Source organism: Pseudonocardia sulfidoxydans NBRC 16205 (assembly GCF_007989085.1).
GTDB classification, from domain to species: domain Bacteria; phylum Actinomycetota; class Actinomycetes; order Mycobacteriales; family Pseudonocardiaceae; genus Pseudonocardia; species Pseudonocardia sulfidoxydans.
On record NZ_BJVJ01000109.1, the window covers coordinates 1 to 15,401 of the forward strand.

15 protein-coding genes are annotated in these 15,401 nt (G+C 74.4%); 13 read left to right on the top strand and 2 right to left on the bottom strand.

Going from position 1 to position 15,401, the window contains the following annotated elements:
• The first annotated feature begins 232 nt into the window (after positions 1–232).
• Positions 233–1,447, top strand: a complete 1,215-nt coding sequence (gene fxlM / locus PSU4_RS28605) for a methyltransferase, FxLD system (protein ID WP_147115350.1) — start codon at positions 233–235, stop codon at positions 1,445–1,447.
• A gap of 8 nt (positions 1,448–1,455) precedes the next feature.
• Here fxlM and PSU4_RS28610 read toward each other — a convergent pair whose 3' ends face one another.
• On the bottom strand, positions 1,456–3,573 hold the full coding sequence (locus PSU4_RS28610) for a RecQ family ATP-dependent DNA helicase (RefSeq protein WP_147115353.1): 2,118 nt from the start codon (positions 3,571–3,573) through the stop codon (positions 1,456–1,458).
• Positions 3,574–3,701: 128 nt separating this feature from the next.
• Here PSU4_RS28610 and PSU4_RS28615 point away from each other — a divergent pair, with 128 nt between their 5' ends.
• The 6 genes from PSU4_RS28615 to PSU4_RS28640 all read left to right on the top strand — a co-directional run bounded on the left by PSU4_RS28615 (position 3,702) and on the right by PSU4_RS28640 (position 11,068).
• Entirely contained in the window at positions 3,702–4,586 is an 885-nt protein-coding gene (locus tag PSU4_RS28615; protein WP_147115355.1) for an AAA family ATPase, read from the top strand.
• Positions 4,586–6,004: a vWA domain-containing protein gene (locus PSU4_RS28620; protein WP_147115359.1), complete on the top strand. Its 1,419-nt coding sequence runs from the start codon at positions 4,586–4,588 to the stop codon at positions 6,002–6,004. Before PSU4_RS28615 ends, PSU4_RS28620 begins: the two co-directional genes overlap by 1 nt.
• A 110-nt stretch (positions 6,005–6,114) precedes the next feature.
• The gene (locus PSU4_RS28625; protein WP_147115361.1) at positions 6,115–6,435 is read left to right on the top strand and encodes an ArsR/SmtB family transcription factor; all 321 of its coding nucleotides are present in this window, start codon (positions 6,115–6,117) and stop codon (positions 6,433–6,435) included.
• Positions 6,428–7,282: an SRPBCC family protein gene (locus PSU4_RS28630; RefSeq protein WP_147115364.1), complete on the top strand. Its 855-nt coding sequence runs from the start codon at positions 6,428–6,430 to the stop codon at positions 7,280–7,282. The genes PSU4_RS28625 and PSU4_RS28630 overlap by 8 nt, the downstream gene beginning before the upstream one ends.
• 113 nt (positions 7,283–7,395) lie before the next feature.
• A complete protein-coding gene (locus PSU4_RS28635; RefSeq protein WP_147115367.1) occupies positions 7,396–7,749 on the top strand; it encodes a hypothetical protein in 354 nt (117 codons plus the stop codon).
• Positions 7,750–7,786: 37 nt separating this feature from the next.
• A complete protein-coding gene (locus tag PSU4_RS28640; protein ID WP_147115369.1) occupies positions 7,787–11,068 on the top strand; it encodes an ATP-binding protein in 3,282 nt (1,093 codons plus the stop codon).
• Positions 11,069–11,072: 4 nt separating this feature from the next.
• Here PSU4_RS28640 and PSU4_RS28645 read toward each other — a convergent pair whose 3' ends face one another.
• Entirely contained in the window at positions 11,073–11,744 is a 672-nt protein-coding gene (locus PSU4_RS28645) for a hemerythrin domain-containing protein (protein WP_222596432.1), read from the bottom strand.
• A 188-nt stretch (positions 11,745–11,932) separates the two neighbouring features.
• On the opposite strand from PSU4_RS28645, the gene PSU4_RS28650 reads away from it, so the two are divergent.
• The 6 genes from PSU4_RS28650 (at position 11,933) to PSU4_RS28675 (ending at position 15,329) form a co-directional block, all read left to right on the top strand.
• Positions 11,933–12,295 (top strand): SPW repeat domain-containing protein, encoded by a 363-nt coding sequence (locus PSU4_RS28650; protein ID WP_186817239.1) that lies wholly within the window; start codon positions 11,933–11,935, stop codon positions 12,293–12,295.
• Between the two features lie 94 nt (positions 12,296–12,389).
• Positions 12,390–12,941 carry a TetR/AcrR family transcriptional regulator gene (locus PSU4_RS28655; protein ID WP_147115372.1) on the top strand — a complete coding sequence of 184 codons (552 nt, stop codon included), beginning with the start codon at positions 12,390–12,392 and terminating at the stop codon, positions 12,939–12,941.
• A 41-nt stretch (positions 12,942–12,982) separates the two neighbouring features.
• Positions 12,983–13,591 (top strand): alpha-ketoglutarate-dependent dioxygenase AlkB, encoded by a 609-nt coding sequence (locus tag PSU4_RS28660; protein WP_147115375.1) that lies wholly within the window; start codon positions 12,983–12,985, stop codon positions 13,589–13,591.
• A gap of 35 nt (positions 13,592–13,626) precedes the next feature.
• On the top strand, positions 13,627–14,229 hold the full coding sequence (gene nadD / locus PSU4_RS28665; protein WP_147115378.1) for a nicotinate-nucleotide adenylyltransferase: 603 nt from the start codon (positions 13,627–13,629) through the stop codon (positions 14,227–14,229).
• Between the two features lie 75 nt (positions 14,230–14,304).
• The gene (gene rsfS, locus PSU4_RS28670; protein ID WP_147115381.1) at positions 14,305–14,706 is read left to right on the top strand and encodes a ribosome silencing factor; all 402 of its coding nucleotides are present in this window, start codon (positions 14,305–14,307) and stop codon (positions 14,704–14,706) included.
• A complete protein-coding gene (locus PSU4_RS28675) occupies positions 14,703–15,329 on the top strand; it encodes a histidine phosphatase family protein (RefSeq protein WP_147115384.1) in 627 nt (208 codons plus the stop codon). The genes rsfS and PSU4_RS28675 overlap by 4 nt, the downstream gene beginning before the upstream one ends.
• Positions 15,330–15,401 lie beyond the last annotated feature (72 nt).

Here is a 15,401-nt window from a genome sequence, read left to right on the forward strand (position 1 = left end):
GAGCGTCGTGGATCCGCTCTGGGAGGACTGTGAGGTTGCGGGCGGTTGTGAGGTCGGGCGGGGGTGGGCCGGGGTCGGGCGCAACCTGAGTCGGGGGTGGGCCGGGGTCGGGCGCAACCTGAGCGTCGTGGATCGGCTCTGGGAGGACCGTGAGGTTGCGCGCGGCTCTTCCACGGCGCGGCGGTGATCGTCCAGGCTGCCCGGGTGGGCGGGCGGTGGCAGACTCCCGCGGATGGATTCCGCGCAGGGGGCGCGGGCGCGGATGGTCGACGCGCTGCGCCGCGACGGTCGTGTGCGTTCCGGTGCCGTCGCGCGGGCGATGGGCACGGTGCCGCGGCACCTGTTCCTGCCGGACTCGACCGTCGAGACGGCGTACGCGGACAACGCGGTCGTGACCAAGGTCGTGGACGGGGTGGCGCTGAGCTCGGCGTCGCAGCCGTCGATGGTGGCGATCATGCTGGAGCAGCTGGACCTGCACCCCGGGCAACGGGTCCTCGAGATCGGCGCCGGGACCGGCTACAACGCGGCGCTGATGGCCAGGCTGGTCGGCGGGGCGGGCACGGTGACGTCGGTCGACATCGACGAGGACATCGTCGCCGCTGCCGCGGAGCACCTGGCCGCGGCCGGGTACCCGGACGTCGTGCTCGTCACCGGCGACGGCGCCCTTGGGCATCCCGCGGGAGCTCCGTACGACCGGGTGGTGCTCACGGTCGGTGCCGCCGACCTGCGGCCGGAGTGGATCGCGCAGCTCGTGGCGGGCGGGCGGCTGCTGCTGCCGCTGCGGGTGCGGGGCAGCCAGCTGTCGGTGGCGCTCGACCTGGGCGTGGACGGTCTGTTGCGCAGCGCGTCGGTGCGGTCGTGCGCGTTCATCCGGCTGCGCGGGGAGGGTGCGGGGGAGGAGCAGGTCGTCGCGCTCGACGACGGGGGCTGGTGGGCCGAACCCGCCGACCCCGCCGTCGCGCTGCCGGACCGGCCCGTGATGCGCGGGGCCCTCGACCGGCCGGGCCCGGAGACGCCGCTGGGTGTGCGGTTGTCGGCGGCCGACGTCTGGGACGGGCTCGGGCTGTGGCTCGCCCTCGCCGAGCCGGCGACGTTCCGGCTGCTGGCCCGTGACGGTGCCGCGGGGTCGGCGTCGGCGGCGGAGCTGGTGGAGATCGGGGGCGCCCGGGCGACGCTCGCGGTCCCGGGGGCGGGCGGGTTCGTCGCGATCGTGCAGGACGACGGTGGTGGCCCGGCCCGGGTCCGCTGCCACGGCGATGTCGGGGCGGAGCTCGCGGCGCGGGTCGCGGGGCTCGTCGAGGCCTGGGCCGGTGCGGAGCGGCCGCATTCGGCGGACCTGCGGCTCACGGTGTCGCCTCGCGGCGCGCCGCGCCCGGTGGGGGAGTGCGTGGTGGCGCTGCCGTCGGCGACGGTGCTGGTCGAGTACCTGCGGGCGCCGGTGGGCTGAGGGCGGGTTCAGCCCGTCTGGGCCAGCGCGAACGGCAGCACCGCGGGGGCGCCGGCGAGCCGGACCGCGCGGGCGGCGACGGTCATGGTCCAGCCGCTGTCAATCACGTCGTCGACGAGCAGGACCGGTCCGTCGAGCCCGTCGAGCGCCGGCAGCGACGAGGTGTCGAAGGCGTCGGCGACGGCGGCGAGGCGTTGCGCGGAGTTGTCCCGGGAGGGTGGGCGTTCGCCGTGCGGCGCGAGCGTTCCCAGCAGCGGCAGGCGGCCGATGTCGGCGATGCGGCGGGCCAGGTGGTCGAGCTGGTGCGGGCGGGTGCGCGACCCGATGCCGACGACTCCGACCGGGCGCGCGGCCCAGTCCCATCCTTTGAGAACGGTGACGACGGCGTCGAGCACGTCCTTGGGGACGGGCTGGTCGTCGCCGGTGACGAGCTCGCGCAGCCGGGTGCCCCAGCCGATGTCGGAGAGCCGGCCGATGACGCGGCCCTCCTCGGCGACCTCGCCCGCGGAGATGCGTCCCGCCAGCGGGACCCCGACGTCCTTCATGCCGCTGGGCCACTGCTTGCGGGGCGCGACGACGACGCCGGGCCGCGCGATCCGGGTGGCGGCCGCGGTGGCGGCGGCCGCGTCGACCTCGGGGGAGAACACCTGCCCGGTACAGACGTCGCACCGGCCGCAGCGCGGGTCGTCGTCGGCGCCGGGGTCGTCGAGCTGGGCGCGTAGGAACGCGAGCCGGCAGCGGTCGGTGGCGATGTAGTCGAGCATGGCCTGCTGCTCGACCTTGCGGGCCGCGGCGATGCGCTGGTGGCGTTCGGCGTCGTAGAACCAGGGCTCGCCGGTGGAGATCCAGCCGCCCTTGACGCGTTTGGCGGCGCCGTCGCTGTCGAGGACCTTGAGCAGCATCTCCAGCCGGGTCCGCGACAGGTCGACGCGGGTCTCGATCGACGCCGTGGACAGCGGCGCGTCGGACAGCACGTCGAGGGTCTGGCGGACGAGCGGCTCGGGCGGGAAGGCGAGCGAGGCGAAGTAGTTCCAGATGTCGCGGTCCTCGCGGCCGGGCAGCAGGACGACCTCGGCGTGGTCGAGCGCGCGGCCCGCACGTCCGATCTGCTGGTAGTACGCCACCGGCGACGCGGGCGCCCCGAGGTGGACCACGAACCCCAGGTCTGGCTTGTCGAACCCCATGCCGAGCGCGGACGTCGCCACCAGGGCCTTGACGCGGTTGCCCAGCAGGTCGGCCTCGGCGGCGAGGCGGGCGTCGGGGTCGGTCTTGCCCGTGTAGGAGGCGACGGCGTAGCCGCGTTCGCGCAGGAACGCGGCCACCTCCTCGGCGGCCTGGATCGTGAGCGTGTAGACGATCCCGGCACCCGGCAGGTCGTCGAGACGCGACGCGAGCCAGCCCATCCGCTGTGCGGGCGTGGCCAGCCGGACCACGGAGAGCCGCAGGCTGTCGCGGTCGAGCGTGCCGCGCAGCACGAGCGGCTCACCCGAGGACAGCCCGAGCTGCTCGGTGACGTCGACGACCACCCGGTCGTTCGCCGTGGCGGTGGTGGCCAGGACCGGGATGCCGTCGGGCAGGTCGGCGATCAGGTTGCGCAGGCGCCGGTAGTCGGGCCGGAAGTCGTGCCCCCAGTCGGAGACGCAGTGCGCCTCGTCGACCACCAGCATCCCCGCGGACGCGGTGAGCCGGGGGAGTACCCGGTCGCGGAAGTCGGGGTTGTTGAGCCGCTCGGGGCTGACCAGCAGGACGTCGACCTCGCCCGCGTCGATCGCCGCGTAGGTGGCGTCCCAGTCGTCGACGTTCGCGCTGTTCACCGTGACCGCGTTGATGCCCGCGCGGGCCGCGGCCTCGATCTGGTTGCGCATCAGCGCCAGCAGCGGCGACACGATGACCGTCGGACCGGCGCCCTGCTCACGCAGCAGCCCCGTCGACACGAAGTAGACCGCCGACTTCCCCCATCCCGTGCGCTGCACGACGAGCGCGCGACGGCGTTCGGCGACCAGGGCGTGGATCGCGGTCCACTGGTCCTCGCGCAGCCGCGCGCCGGGCCCGGCGAGCCCGACGAGCAGCTCCTCGGCGCGGTCGCGCAGCGCAGGAGCGTGGGTGGCAGCGGTGGGTGGAGCCATGACCCCATCGTGCCCGCTGCCGCCGACACTTCCGAACCGGTCTCCCCGTGAGACACCTCGCCGCCCGCGTTGTGACTCGTGGCACCCGTTGAGACGCCCCTGGGCGAATCGGGCGTCCGGCAGGCAGGATGCGAGACGTGAGCCCACTCCAGTCGCCGTCGTTCGGGTCGGTCGCCGACGTGACCGAGCGGCTCGCGGCGGCCGGCTACCTCGCGTCGACGGCCGTCGCCACCACCGTGTTCCTCGCCGACCGGCTCGGCAAGCCGTTGCTCGTGGAGGGTCCGGCCGGCGTCGGCAAGACCGAGCTGGCCAAGGCCGTCGCCGAGTCGACCAAGGCCGAGCTGGTGCGGCTGCAGTGCTACGAGGGCATCGACGAGGCGCGCGCGCTCTACGAGTGGAACCACGCGAAGCAGTTGCTGCGCATCACCGCGAGCCAGGGCGCCGAGAGCTGGGACCGCACGCGTGACGACGTCTTCTCCGAGGAGTTCCTGCTGCCCCGGCCGCTGCTCACCGCGATCCGCCGGGCCGACCCGACCGTGCTGCTCGTCGACGAGATCGACAAGGCCGACGTCGAGGTCGAGGGGCTGCTGCTGGAGGTCCTGTCGGACTATCAGGTGACCGTCCCGGAGATGGGTACGATCACGGCGACGCGCAAGCCGTTCGCGGTGCTGACGTCGAACTCGACGCGCGAGCTGTCCGAAGCGCTCAAGCGGCGCTGCCTGTTCCTGCACCTCGACTTCCCCGACGCCGACCTGGAGCGGCGGATCGTCGCGAGCCGGGTCCCGGAGCTGACCGGCGCGCTCACCGACGCCCTCGTGCGCACCGTCCGCGTGCTGCGCGGCCTGGAGCTGCGCAAGGCGCCGTCGGTGGCCGAGACGATCGACTGGGGCCGCACGCTGCTGGCGCTGGGGATGGACACCCTCGACGACGACGCCGTGCGCGCGACGTTGGGCGTCGTCCTCAAACACCAGTCCGACCAGGTCAAGGCAGCCGCGGAGCTGAGGCTGAACTGATGGCGCTCCTCGCCCCGCACGGCCTCCCCGGGCACCTCGTCGACTTCGTCGCGGCGCTGCGTACGCACGGGGTCGCGGTGGGGCCGGGGGAGACGATCGACGCGGCGACGGTCCTCACCGCGCTCGACCTGCTGCACCGCGACCAGCTCCGCGAGGGCCTCGCCGCCGCCGTGCTGCGCCGCTCCGGACAGCGCAAGGTGTTCGACACCTTGTTCGACCTGTACTTCCCCGCCGCGCTGGGCGCCGGCTCGGGGGAGGTCGAGGTGCCGCGGCTCGGGGACGCCGACGACGGCGACGTCGATGTCGACGCGCTGCGCGACATCCTCGCCGACCTGCTGCGCGACGGTGACGACGCGTCGCTCGCCGAGCTGGCCCGCGCGGTCGTCGACGCGTTGGCGCGCACCGGGTCCGGGGCCCAGAGCGACCGGCCGGGAGCGCAGCCGAGCTGGTCGGCCTACCAGGCGCTGCGGCTGCTCTCGCCCGAGACGCTGCTGGCGCGGATCGTCGACGCCCTGCGCGACCCCGACATCGAACCCGGCTCGTTCTCCGACGAGGTGCTGCGCCGCGAGATCCGTGACCGCATCGCCCGGTTCCGCGACATGATCACCGACGAGGTCCGCCGCCGCACCGCCGAGACCCGCGGCCGTGAGCAGGTCGCCCGGACCGCGGTGCCCAAGCAGGCCGAGCAGGTCGAGTTCCTCTCCGCCTACGCCGGCCAGCTCGCCGAGCTGCGCCGCACCGTGCACCCGTTGGCGCGCAGGCTCGCCGCCCGGCTTGCGGTGCGTCGCAAACATGCCAAGCGTGGCGAGCTCGACATGCGCCGCACGTTGCGCCGCTCGATGTCCACCGGCGGGGTCCCGATGAACCCCGCGTTCAAGGCGCGCCGCCCCGGCCGCCCCGACCTGGTCGTGCTGTGCGACGTGTCCGGCTCGGTCGCCGGGTTCAGCCACTTCACGTTGCTGCTGGTCCAGGCGTTGCGCGAGCAGTTCAGCAAGGTGCGGGTGTTCGCGTTCGTCGAACGCGCCGACGAGGTGACCCACCTGTTCGAGCCCGGCGCCGAGCTGTCGGGGGTGATGAACCGGGTGCTGCGCGAGGCCTCCCTCGTCGCGTTCGACGGGCACTCCGACTACGGCGGTTCCTTCGGCAGCTTCGCCGAGTACTGGTCCGACGCGCTCACCCCGCGCAGCTCGCTGCTGATCCTGGGCGACGCCCGCACGAACTACCGCGATCCCAACCTGACGGTGCTGCGCCGCCTCGCCGGGCAGGCCCGGCACACCCACTGGCTCAACCCGGAGCCGCGCCGGCAGTGGGGGACGGGCGACTCCGCGGCGCTGCGCTACGCCGACGTCGTCCCCATGCACGAGTGCCGCACCGCGGCGCAGCTGGCCGACGTCGTGGAGTCACTGCTCCCGATCTGATCCCTGTGAGTGGCGATAGTCGCTATAGCGACTATCGCCACTCACGACCTTCCACCTGCGACGATATACATGCCGCTTGACGTATATACCTGGAGCGGTATGTTCGGGGCGTGTCCGAGCCGTTCGCCGTCGTCGCCGACCCGACGCGCCGACGTGTCCTCGATCTGCTGCGCACCGGCCCGCGGACCGTCACCGACCTGGTCGCCGCCCTCGGCGTCAGCCAGCCGACCGTCTCCAAGCATCTTCGCGTGCTGCGGGAGGCGGGGATCGTGACCGTCCGCGCCGACGCACAACGTCGCTGGTACGCGATCGACCCGACGCCGCTCGCCGCGATCGACGACTGGCTCGCGCCCTACCGCTGGATGTGGGCCGACCGTCTCGACGCGCTCGGCCACCACCTCGACCGGATGGAGGACGGCCCCGATGAGTGAACCCGAGCTCGGCCCCGTCGCCGGCCGTTGGGCCCTGCGCCTGGAACGTCGCTACCCCCATCCCGTCGAGAAGGTGTGGCGGGCGGTCACGCAGCCGGCGCACCTGGCGCAGTGGTTCCCGTCGACGGTCGAGGTCGACCTGTGGGTCGGCGGCGCGATGACGTTCGGGTTCGGCCCCGACCTCGTCGTCACCGGTGAGGTCGTCGAGTGCGACCCGCCGCGGGTGTTCGCGTTCACCTGGGACACCGACGAGCTCCGCTTCGAGCTCGAACCCGACGGCGACGGGACGCGGTTCGTACTGGTCACGACGTTCGACGACCGCTACGGCGCAGCCAGCTACGCCGCGGGCTGGGAGACGTGCCTGCACGCGCTCGCGCCGGTCCTGACGGGGGAGCCGGTGCCGCCGTCGGGGCGGGCGGTCGCCCGGCACGAGGAGCTCGTCGCCCGGTTCGGGCTCGACCGTCCGGAGCGCCGCGACGGTCCGGCCGGCTGGTCGGTGCGCTGGGAGCGGCAGCTGACCTGCCCGGCCGAGGTGGTGTGGGACCTGTTCCTGGGCGGGCTCGCCGGTCCGGCGGTGGGGGAGGAGTTCCGGGCGCAGGAGGTCGTGCGCGGCACCGTCACCGAGGTCGAGCGGCCGCGGGTCCTCGCGTTCGACGTCGCGCCGGCCGAGCCCGGCGACACCGTCCGTCTCGAGCTGGGCGAGGGCACCGGCCACGGCGCCCGGCTGGTCCTCACGGTGACCGGCGCCGACGCGGCTGAGCGCGACGCCGCCGTCGACCGGTGGGGTGCCGGTGCGGTCGCACACGTCGCCGAGCAGGCCTCGACCTGGGCGCATTCGCACGCCTGAGCGGCCGGGTACCCTCACGGGGTGAAGATCGTCGGCGTCAGACGTGCCCGGTGAGCTTCCGTCGGCCCAGCCGTGACGGCGCGAAACCCGGCCGCTCGGGCGCTCCCTGCCGGGTGACCGTCTGCCGGGGCTGCTGCTGCGGCACCGCGCGCAAGCACCCCGGTGTCGACCACCTGGGGCAGTTCGACCGGATCGTCGACGGGGTCGGCGACACCGGGAAGGTCCGCGCCAGCGACTGTCTCGACGTGTGCGCCCAGTCCAACGTGGTCGTGGTGTCACCGTCGTCGGCGGGCCGGGCCGCGGGGGCGCGCCCGGTGTGGTTGCGCGACGTGCTCGACGAGGACGTGACCGAGGGCATCGTGGAGTGGGTGCGGGCGGGCGGGCCGGGTGTCGTCGACGCCCCGGACCTGGTGAGCCTGTTCATGTTCTCGCCGTCGCGCAGGGTGCGGTCGCAGCTGCCCGGCTGATCACGCCCGCCGTCCGGACGGCCCGTATCGTGACGCCGTGGTCTCGGTGTCGGTCCTCGGTCCGCTGCGCGCGGACGTCGACGGCCGGCCCGCCGACCTGGGGGGTCCCCGGCAGCGCGCGGTGCTGGCGCGGCTCGCCGTCGCGGGCGGGCAGCCCGTCTCGGCCGACCTGCTCGTCGACGACATCTGGTCGGGCGAACCGCCGCCGCGCGCGCTGGCCGCGCTGCAGGTCCACGTCTCGCACCTGAGGCGCATCCTCGAGCCGAACCGCCCGCCCCGCGCGCCGGCCACGGTGCTGGTCAGTGTCGCGCCCGGCTACGCACTCGCGCTGCAGCCCGACGCCCTCGACGCGCGCCGGGCCGCGCGCCTGCTCGACGAGGCTGCCGCGTTGGCGCCCGCTGCCGCGATCGCGCCGCTGCGTGCCGCGCTGGACTGCTGGGCGGGGCCCGCGTACGCGGAGTTCGCCGACGAGCCGTGGGCTGCGCCCGAGGCGGCGAGGCTCACGGAGCTGCGGTTGCAGGCCGTCGAGCGGCTCGCCGAGGCCCGGCTGGCCGCGGGGGAGTCCGCGGCCGTCGTCCCGGATCTCGACCGGCACGTCCGCGACCATCCGCTGCGCGAGGAGGCGGTCCGATTGCTCACGCTCGCGCTGTACCGGGCCGGGCGGCAGGCCGACGCGCTGGCGGTGCTCGCCAAGGCCCGGTCGCGGCTGGCCGACGAGCTGGGCGTCGACCCCGGACCGGCGCTGCGGGAGCTGGAACGCGACGTGCTGGCACACGCGCCGCATCTCGGGTCGGCCCCCGTGACCCCGGTGCAGCCGGTGGCCGCTGCGCCCGCCCCGCCCGTCGCGGAGCCGCCGCTCCTGCTCGGGCGCGACGCCCAGCTCGACCGGCTCCGGGCCGCCGCGGCGCGGGCCGGGTCACCGGGACCGCAGGTCGTGCTCGTGTCGGCCGACGCGGGCGTCGGCAAGTCGACGCTGGTCGAGGGCTTCCGCGCCGAGCTCGCGGCGGGCGGCTGGGACACGGTCGTCGGACACTGCCCGGAGGCCGAGGGTGCCCCGCCCGGCTGGCCGTGGCGCGAGATCGTCACCGCCCTGACCGCCACGCACCCGCCCACCCCGGAGCTCGCCGAGCGCCTCGCCCCGCTGCTCGACGCCGGGCCCATCACCCCGGACCGCACGTTCTGGCTGGCGACGGCCGTGGCCGACCTGGTCGCCTCCCGCACCGCCGCGACGCCGTTGCTCGTCGTGGTGGAGGACCTCCACCGTGCCGACGGGGAGTCCCTGCAGCTGCTGCGCACCGTCGCGGGAGGCCTTGCCGGGCACCGCCTCCTCGTGGTCGCGACGCTGCGGCCCGCCGAGGCGGGCGACGACCTGGCCGCCACCTTCGCCGCCCTCGCGGGGCCCATCGGCGACCGCATCGAGCTCACCGGTCTCGACCGGGCGTCCATCGCGGAGCTTTTGCGTCGCAACGGGTCCGGTGAGCTGACCGAGGAACAGGTGACGCGTGTCGCCGAACGCACCGACGGCAACCCGCTGTTCGTGCGGGAGACCGCGCGGCTCGCCGCCGCCGAGGGCTGGGGGACCGCGGCGACCGCTGTGCCCGCCGGGGTGGGCGACGTGCTGCGGCGCAGGCTCGCCCGGCTTCCCGCGCAGGCCCGCACGGTGCTGCGGCAGGCGGCGGTGTTGGGGCGCGACGTCGACGTCGACACCCTGCTGGCGCTGGTCGGGGACGCGAGCGAGGACGAGGCGCTCGACGCGCTGGAGCTGGGCGTCATGTCCGGGCTGCTCACCGAGCCCGACCCGGCCAGCGTGCGGTTCGCGCACGTCCTGGTGCGCGACACCCTCTACGAGGACATGCCGCGGCTGCGCCGGACGCGGGCGCACGCCGCGGCGCTCGCCGCCGTCGAGGCGGTCCGGCCGGGCGACCGCAGCGCGCTGGCCCATCACGCGCTCGCCGCCGGTGCGGCCGTCGACGCCCGCCGGGCCGTCGTGCTCGCCTCCGACGCCGCCCGCGCCGCCGCGGCCGCGGGCGCGCACCGGCAGGCCGCCGGGCTGTGGGCGGCCGTCGCCGACCGGTTCGACGCCGCCGGGCTCGACCGCGAGGCCCGTCTCGACGTGCTGTGCGCGCACGTGTCGGCGCTCGCGCAGTCGGGCGCGACGGCCCCCGCGGTGCGTCGTCGTGCCGAGGCGCTCGACCTCGCGCTGGACGGCAGCCCGGTCGCCGACGCCACGCTGACCCGGGTCGTGACCTGCTACGACGCCCCGGTGTCGTGGACACTGCGGGCGGACAACGCCGTCGACACCCGGCTCGTGGAGGTGCTCGAGGGACTTCTCGACCGCACCGACCACCCGGCCGACCGCGTCCGGCTGCTCACGTCGCTGGTCTTCGAGATCGAGGGGGAGCAGGAAGAGCGGGTCCGCGACCTCACCGCGGAGGCGCTGGCACTCACCGAGGCGGAGGGCGCCGACCCGGCGCTGCGCTGCCTCGCGCTCAACGCCCGCTTCTACGCGATCTTCGGGCCGGACCTGTGGCACGAGATGAAAGGCGTCGGCACCGAGCTCGTCGAGATCGCGACGCGGGCCGGGCTCCCCGGCTACCGCGCCCAGGGTCTGCACCTGCTGTTCATGGATGCCGCGTCGGAGCAGGATCTCGACGCGGCGCAACGCCATGTCGACGCCGCGGTCGCCGCCGCGCCGGGTGGCCAGCTCGGGTTCACCCTCGGCTGGTCGGCGATCTTCGCGGCGCTGCGGGCGCTCGTCGTCGGCGACTTCGACGCCGCCGAGGGCGCCTACGCCGAGATCGGCGCGCGGCTCGAGGCGGGCGGGGTCACCAACGCGGCGCTCATCGCGATCCTGGGCGGGCTCGCCGTCGCGCACGCCCGCGGCCGGGTCGACGAGCGGCTGCTGGCCGTGTTCGCGACGGTGCACGAGCGGGCCCCCGTCGAGGCGGCGGAGTCGTACGCGCTCGCCCTGGCCATGGCCGGCGACCTGGATCGGTCCCGGCAGGTGTGGCGACCCGACATCCCGCAGCGCCGCACGTACTACTGGCAGCTCGGGATGGCGATGCGGTCGGAGACGGCCGTCGCGCTCGCCGACCGCGAGGTCGCCGCCGAGTGCTACGCGGCGTTGCGCCCCTGGGCCGGCACGCTCGCCGGGCTCTCCAGCGGAACGGTCACCCTCGGTCCCGTCGACGAGACACTCGGCCGGCTGGCGAGGCTGCTGGACCGCCCGGCCGACGAGCACTTCCGCGGCGCGGTCGCTCTCGCCGAGCGCCTCGGCGCGCCCCACTGGGCGGCGCGCGCCGCCGCGCAGCTCGGCTGAGGGCTCACCCGAACACGAGGCGGACCCGCCGGTTGTAGGCGGGGGTGATCACCTTGAGGAGGGCGACGAGCACCGGGCCCGCGACCTTGCGCATCGCCGCCAGCTCGTCGGGCGTCGCGACGGCGACCATCCGCGGGACCTGGAACGCGACGCCCGGGCCGCCCTTGCGCTTCTGGACGGCCGCCTCGACGGCCTTCCACTCCGCCGCGGGCACGTACTGCTCGACGATCGGGAAGACGTCGCGTTCCTCGGCCTCGATGTGCTCGTCGAGCTCGTCGCGGATGACGCGCAGCGCCGCGGCCAGCTCCGCGGCCAGCGCGGGCTGCTCCTCGGGGCGGCCGTTCGCGAGGGCCTGCGAGGCGGCGCGCAACCGGTCGAGCAGCGGGTCGAGGGCGGCGTGGTCGTCGGAGAGCTCGGTGAGGTCGACGGCGGCGCCGGCCCGCGCGGCGATGACCGGCCACGCGTCGAGGTCCTCGGCGGTGTGGTGGTGGTGGATCTCGGCGCACAGGTCGCGCACCCACCTGTCGATGGCCTTGGCCCGCTTGGGGGAGCAGCCGGTGCGGACGTCGGCGAGGCGCTCGGCCATCGCGGTGGTGCGGTGCAGCTCGGTGCGCATCGCGCGGTGCAGCAGGCGCAGTCCGAGCAGGTCGGGGGTGATGGCGGTGGCGGCGGTCATCGGTCTCTCCGGTCCTTCGGGGGTCGTGGCGGTGTGTCGTTCGAGCTGACGGGGACCACTCTGCGGCGGCCCACTTACCGCCGACTTGTCGTCGACTTGCGGGTGACCCAGCAGACACGGAGCCACCTTGACCGGCCGGTCAGTCAAGGCGCAGACTCGGGGCATCGTCACGAAAGAAGGTGATCGCTATGACCACCAGGTCATGGCAACGCTGGCAGGACTGGGCGGCAGTGGTGATCGGCGTACTGGCGGCACTCTCGCCACTCGTGTTCACCGTCGACACCGCCGCCGTGTGGGCACTCGTCGTCCTCGGGGTCCTCCTCGCCGCGACCGGTCTCTGGTCGCTCGCCGCGCCGAAGTCCGTCGCGAGCGAGTACGTCCACGCCGTGCTGGGCGTGCTGCTGTTCATCTCGCCGTGGGTCCTCGGCTACAGCGACCTCCTCGGGGCGTCGTGGACCTCCTGGGTCGCCGGCGTCCTCGCGGTCGTCGTCGGGCTCACCGCCATCCCGGCGGCACAGCACGGCCACACCGGCCTCACCGCACAGCACTGACCCTCCTGAAAGAGCGACGGCCGCGACCGATCGGGTCGCGGCCGCTGCGTGTGCCCGTCCCCGGTGCGCCGTTCCCGGAAGCGAGAATGACCCGATGACCGACGAGCGGCCCGCCCGCGAGCGGATCCTCGACGCCGCCGAGACGCTGTTCGCCGAGTCCGGCTTCGACGCCACGCCGACCTCCCGGATCGCCGACCGCGCAGGCGTGCCCAAGGGGCTCGTGCACTACTACTTCGCCCGCAAACCCGACCTCCTCGAAGCCCTCGTCGAACGCCTCCCCGACGAGCGCGTCGACCCCGCCGCCGTCGTCGTCCCCGGCGACGTCACCGAGAGCCTGCACCGGCTCGTCGCCCGCCTCGACGCCTCACTCGGCTCGTCGGCGCTGCTCTCACACCTGTTGTGGCGTGAGGCCGACACCCACCCCGCCGTGCTCGACGCCCTGCACACCCGTTTCGACCTCCTCGTCGACCAGATCCGCGACGTCATCGCCGCGGCCCTCCCGCGCTGCGACGCCGACGTGGACAGCGCCGCGCACCTGCTCGCCTCCGCGGTGAGCTACCGCCACTCCGTGGCCCGCCACGTCGGCGACGGCGCAGCCGCGATCCGGCGCGAGCTGACCTTCCTCGCCACCGCCCTCGAACGGTGACGCACTCGAACTGATGTTCGAACGAGTGTAGCGTCCCCGGCATGGCCATCGATCTCGCGTGGCAGCCGTCGCTGCTCGACGACGGGCCGGATCCGCTCCCCGGCGACTTCGCCCGGGTCGTCCGGCACGACCTCGGTGACGGCGCCTGGGTCGACCACGGGCCGGGCTGGCTCCACGGCGCCGACCGGCTCTTCGCCGACCTGCTCGCCCGGACCCCGTGGGCGGGGCGGACCGTCCGCATGTACGAGCGCACGGTCGTCGAGCCCCGGCTCACCCACCGCTGGACCCTCGCCGACGCGCCCGCCCCGCTCACCGGCCTCGCAGGCCTGCTCAGCCAGCGGTACGGCGTCGAGTTCACCCAGGTCGGGGCGAACCTCTACCGCGACGGCGCCGACAGCGTCGCCTGGCACGGCGACCGCGTCGCCCGCGAGCTCCCGTCGGCCGTCGTCGCGCTGGTGTCGCTGGGCGCGGTGCGCCCCTTCCGGCTGCGCCCCACCGGCGGCGGACCGAGCGTGTCGTTCCAGCCCGGCCCGGGTGACCTGCTCGTCATGGGCGGCACCTGCCAGCGCACCCGCCAGCACAGCGTCCCCAAGGTCCGCGCCTGCGCGCCCCGCATCAGCATCCAGTTCAGGCACGCCTACCCGCGATGATCGGTCCCGGTCCGCCCGCCCCTTAAGCTGCGGCGATGACGCGCAGGATCGGTGTGATGGGTGGGACGTTCGACCCGATCCACCACGGCCACCTCGTCGCGGCCAGCGAGGTCGCCGACCGCTTCGACCTCGACGAGGTCGTCTTCGTGCCCACGGGCCAGCCCTGGCAGAAGACCGCCGCCGAGGTCAGCCCCGCCGAGGACCGCTACCTCATGACGGTCGTCGCCACCGCGTCGAACCCGCGCTTCTCGGTCAGCCGCGTCGACATCGACCGCGGCGGCCCCACCTACACCGCCGACACCCTCACCGACCTGCGCAAGACCAACCCCGAGGCGCAGCTGTTCTTCATCACCGGAGCCGACGCCCTCGAACAGATCCTGTCCTGGCGCAAGCTCGACGAGCTGTTCGAGAACGCCCACTTCATCGGTGTCACCCGCCCCGGCTACGAGCTCGACGCGGAGCATCTGCCCGACGGCGCGGTCTCCCTCGTCGAGGTCCCGGCCATGGCCATCTCGTCCACCGACTGCCGCCGCCGCGTCGCCGAGGGCCGCCCCGTCTGGTACCTCGTCCCCGACGGTGTCGTCCAGTACATCTCGAAGCGCTCGCTCTACCGGAAGCCGACCGACGAACCCACCTGAGGCCGTCTCGCCCGTCCTGGGACAATCGTCGACGTCGCGCGGTCCCGATCCCCGGGTCGCGTGGGAAGGGGAACCGTGACGGCGACCGATCAGGCGATCGAGATGGCCCGCGTGGCAGTGGCGGCGGCCGCGGACAAGAAGGCCGTGGACATCCTCGTGCTCGACGTCTCCGAGCAGCTCGTCATCACCGACTGCTTCGTGCTGGCGTCCGCGCCCAACGAGCGGCAGGTCTCGGCGATCGTCGACGGCATCGAGGAGAAACTGCGCGAGCACGGCGTCAAGCCGACGCGGCGCGAAGGCACCCGCGAGGGCCGCTGGGTGCTGCTCGACTTCACCGACATCGTCGTCCACGTCCAGCACACCGAGGAGCGCGGCTTCTACGGCCTCGACCGGCTGTGGAAGGACTGTTCGGTGCTCGACTTCCCGGAGGCCCGGGTCGAGCCCGACGAGACCGAGCCCTCCGGCGCGGCCGGGTGAGCCTGCGCCGGGTCGTCCTGCTGCGGCACGGACAGACCGACCACAACGTCGAGGGCCGCATGCAGGGCCACATCGACTCGACGCTCACCGGGGCCGGAGTGCAGCAGGCCCGGGACGCGGCACCCCAGCTCGCCCGGTTCGAGCCCACGCGCCTCATCAGCTCCGACCTCAGCCGCGCCGCCCGCACCGCCGACGAGGTCGCCGCCGTCACCGGGCTCACCGTCGAACACGATCGGCGCCTGCGCGAGACCGACCTCGGCGACTGGGGCGGGCAGTCGATCGTCGAGATCGAGAAGAACACTCCCGGCGCGATCGACGCCTGGCGCTCCGACCCCTCGTGGCGCCCGCCCGCGGGAGAGACCCGCGTCGAGGTCGTCGCCCGCTCGGTCCCGCTCGTCGAGGAGCTCGACGCCGAGTACGCCGAGAGCGACGCCGACGTCACCGTGCTGCTCGTCGCCCACAGCGGCGTCATCGCCGGCATGGTCTCCGGCCTGCTCGACCTGCCGCAGACGGTGTGGCCCGCCGTCGGGGGCATGGGCAACGCCCACTGGGCGGTGCTCGGGCGCAGGCCCGGCAAGTCGATGTGGCGGCTCACCGCCTACAACATGGGCGTCACCAGGTGAGCGGCGGCATGGGCGTCACCAGGTGAGCGGCGGCATGGGCGTCACCAGGTGAGCGGCGGCATGGGCGTCACC

Bases quoted from the DNA above. Each gene is read 5' to 3' on its own strand.
- nadD (WP_147115378.1), top strand. From the start codon at position 13,627: ATGACGCGCAGGATCGGTGTGATGGGTGGGACGTTCGACCCGATCCAC.
- PSU4_RS28655 (WP_147115372.1), top strand. From the start codon at position 12,390: ATGACCGACGAGCGGCCCGCCCGCGAGCGGATCCTCGACGCCGCCGAG.
- PSU4_RS28650 (WP_186817239.1), top strand. From the start codon at position 11,933: ATGACCACCAGGTCATGGCAACGCTGGCAGGACTGGGCGGCAGTGGTG.
- PSU4_RS28630 (WP_147115364.1), top strand. From the start codon at position 6,428: ATGAGTGAACCCGAGCTCGGCCCCGTCGCCGGCCGTTGGGCCCTGCGC.
- PSU4_RS28645 (WP_222596432.1), bottom strand. From the start codon at position 11,744: ATGACCGCCGCCACCGCCATCACCCCCGACCTGCTCGGACTGCGCCTG.
- PSU4_RS28660 (WP_147115375.1), top strand. From the start codon at position 12,983: ATGGCCATCGATCTCGCGTGGCAGCCGTCGCTGCTCGACGACGGGCCG.
- PSU4_RS28610 (WP_147115353.1), bottom strand. From the start codon at position 3,573: ATGGCTCCACCCACCGCTGCCACCCACGCTCCTGCGCTGCGCGACCGC.
- fxlM (WP_147115350.1), top strand. From the start codon at position 233: ATGGATTCCGCGCAGGGGGCGCGGGCGCGGATGGTCGACGCGCTGCGC.
- PSU4_RS28615 (WP_147115355.1), top strand. From the start codon at position 3,702: ATGCGAGACGTGAGCCCACTCCAGTCGCCGTCGTTCGGGTCGGTCGCC.
- PSU4_RS28620 (WP_147115359.1), top strand. From the start codon at position 4,586: ATGGCGCTCCTCGCCCCGCACGGCCTCCCCGGGCACCTCGTCGACTTC.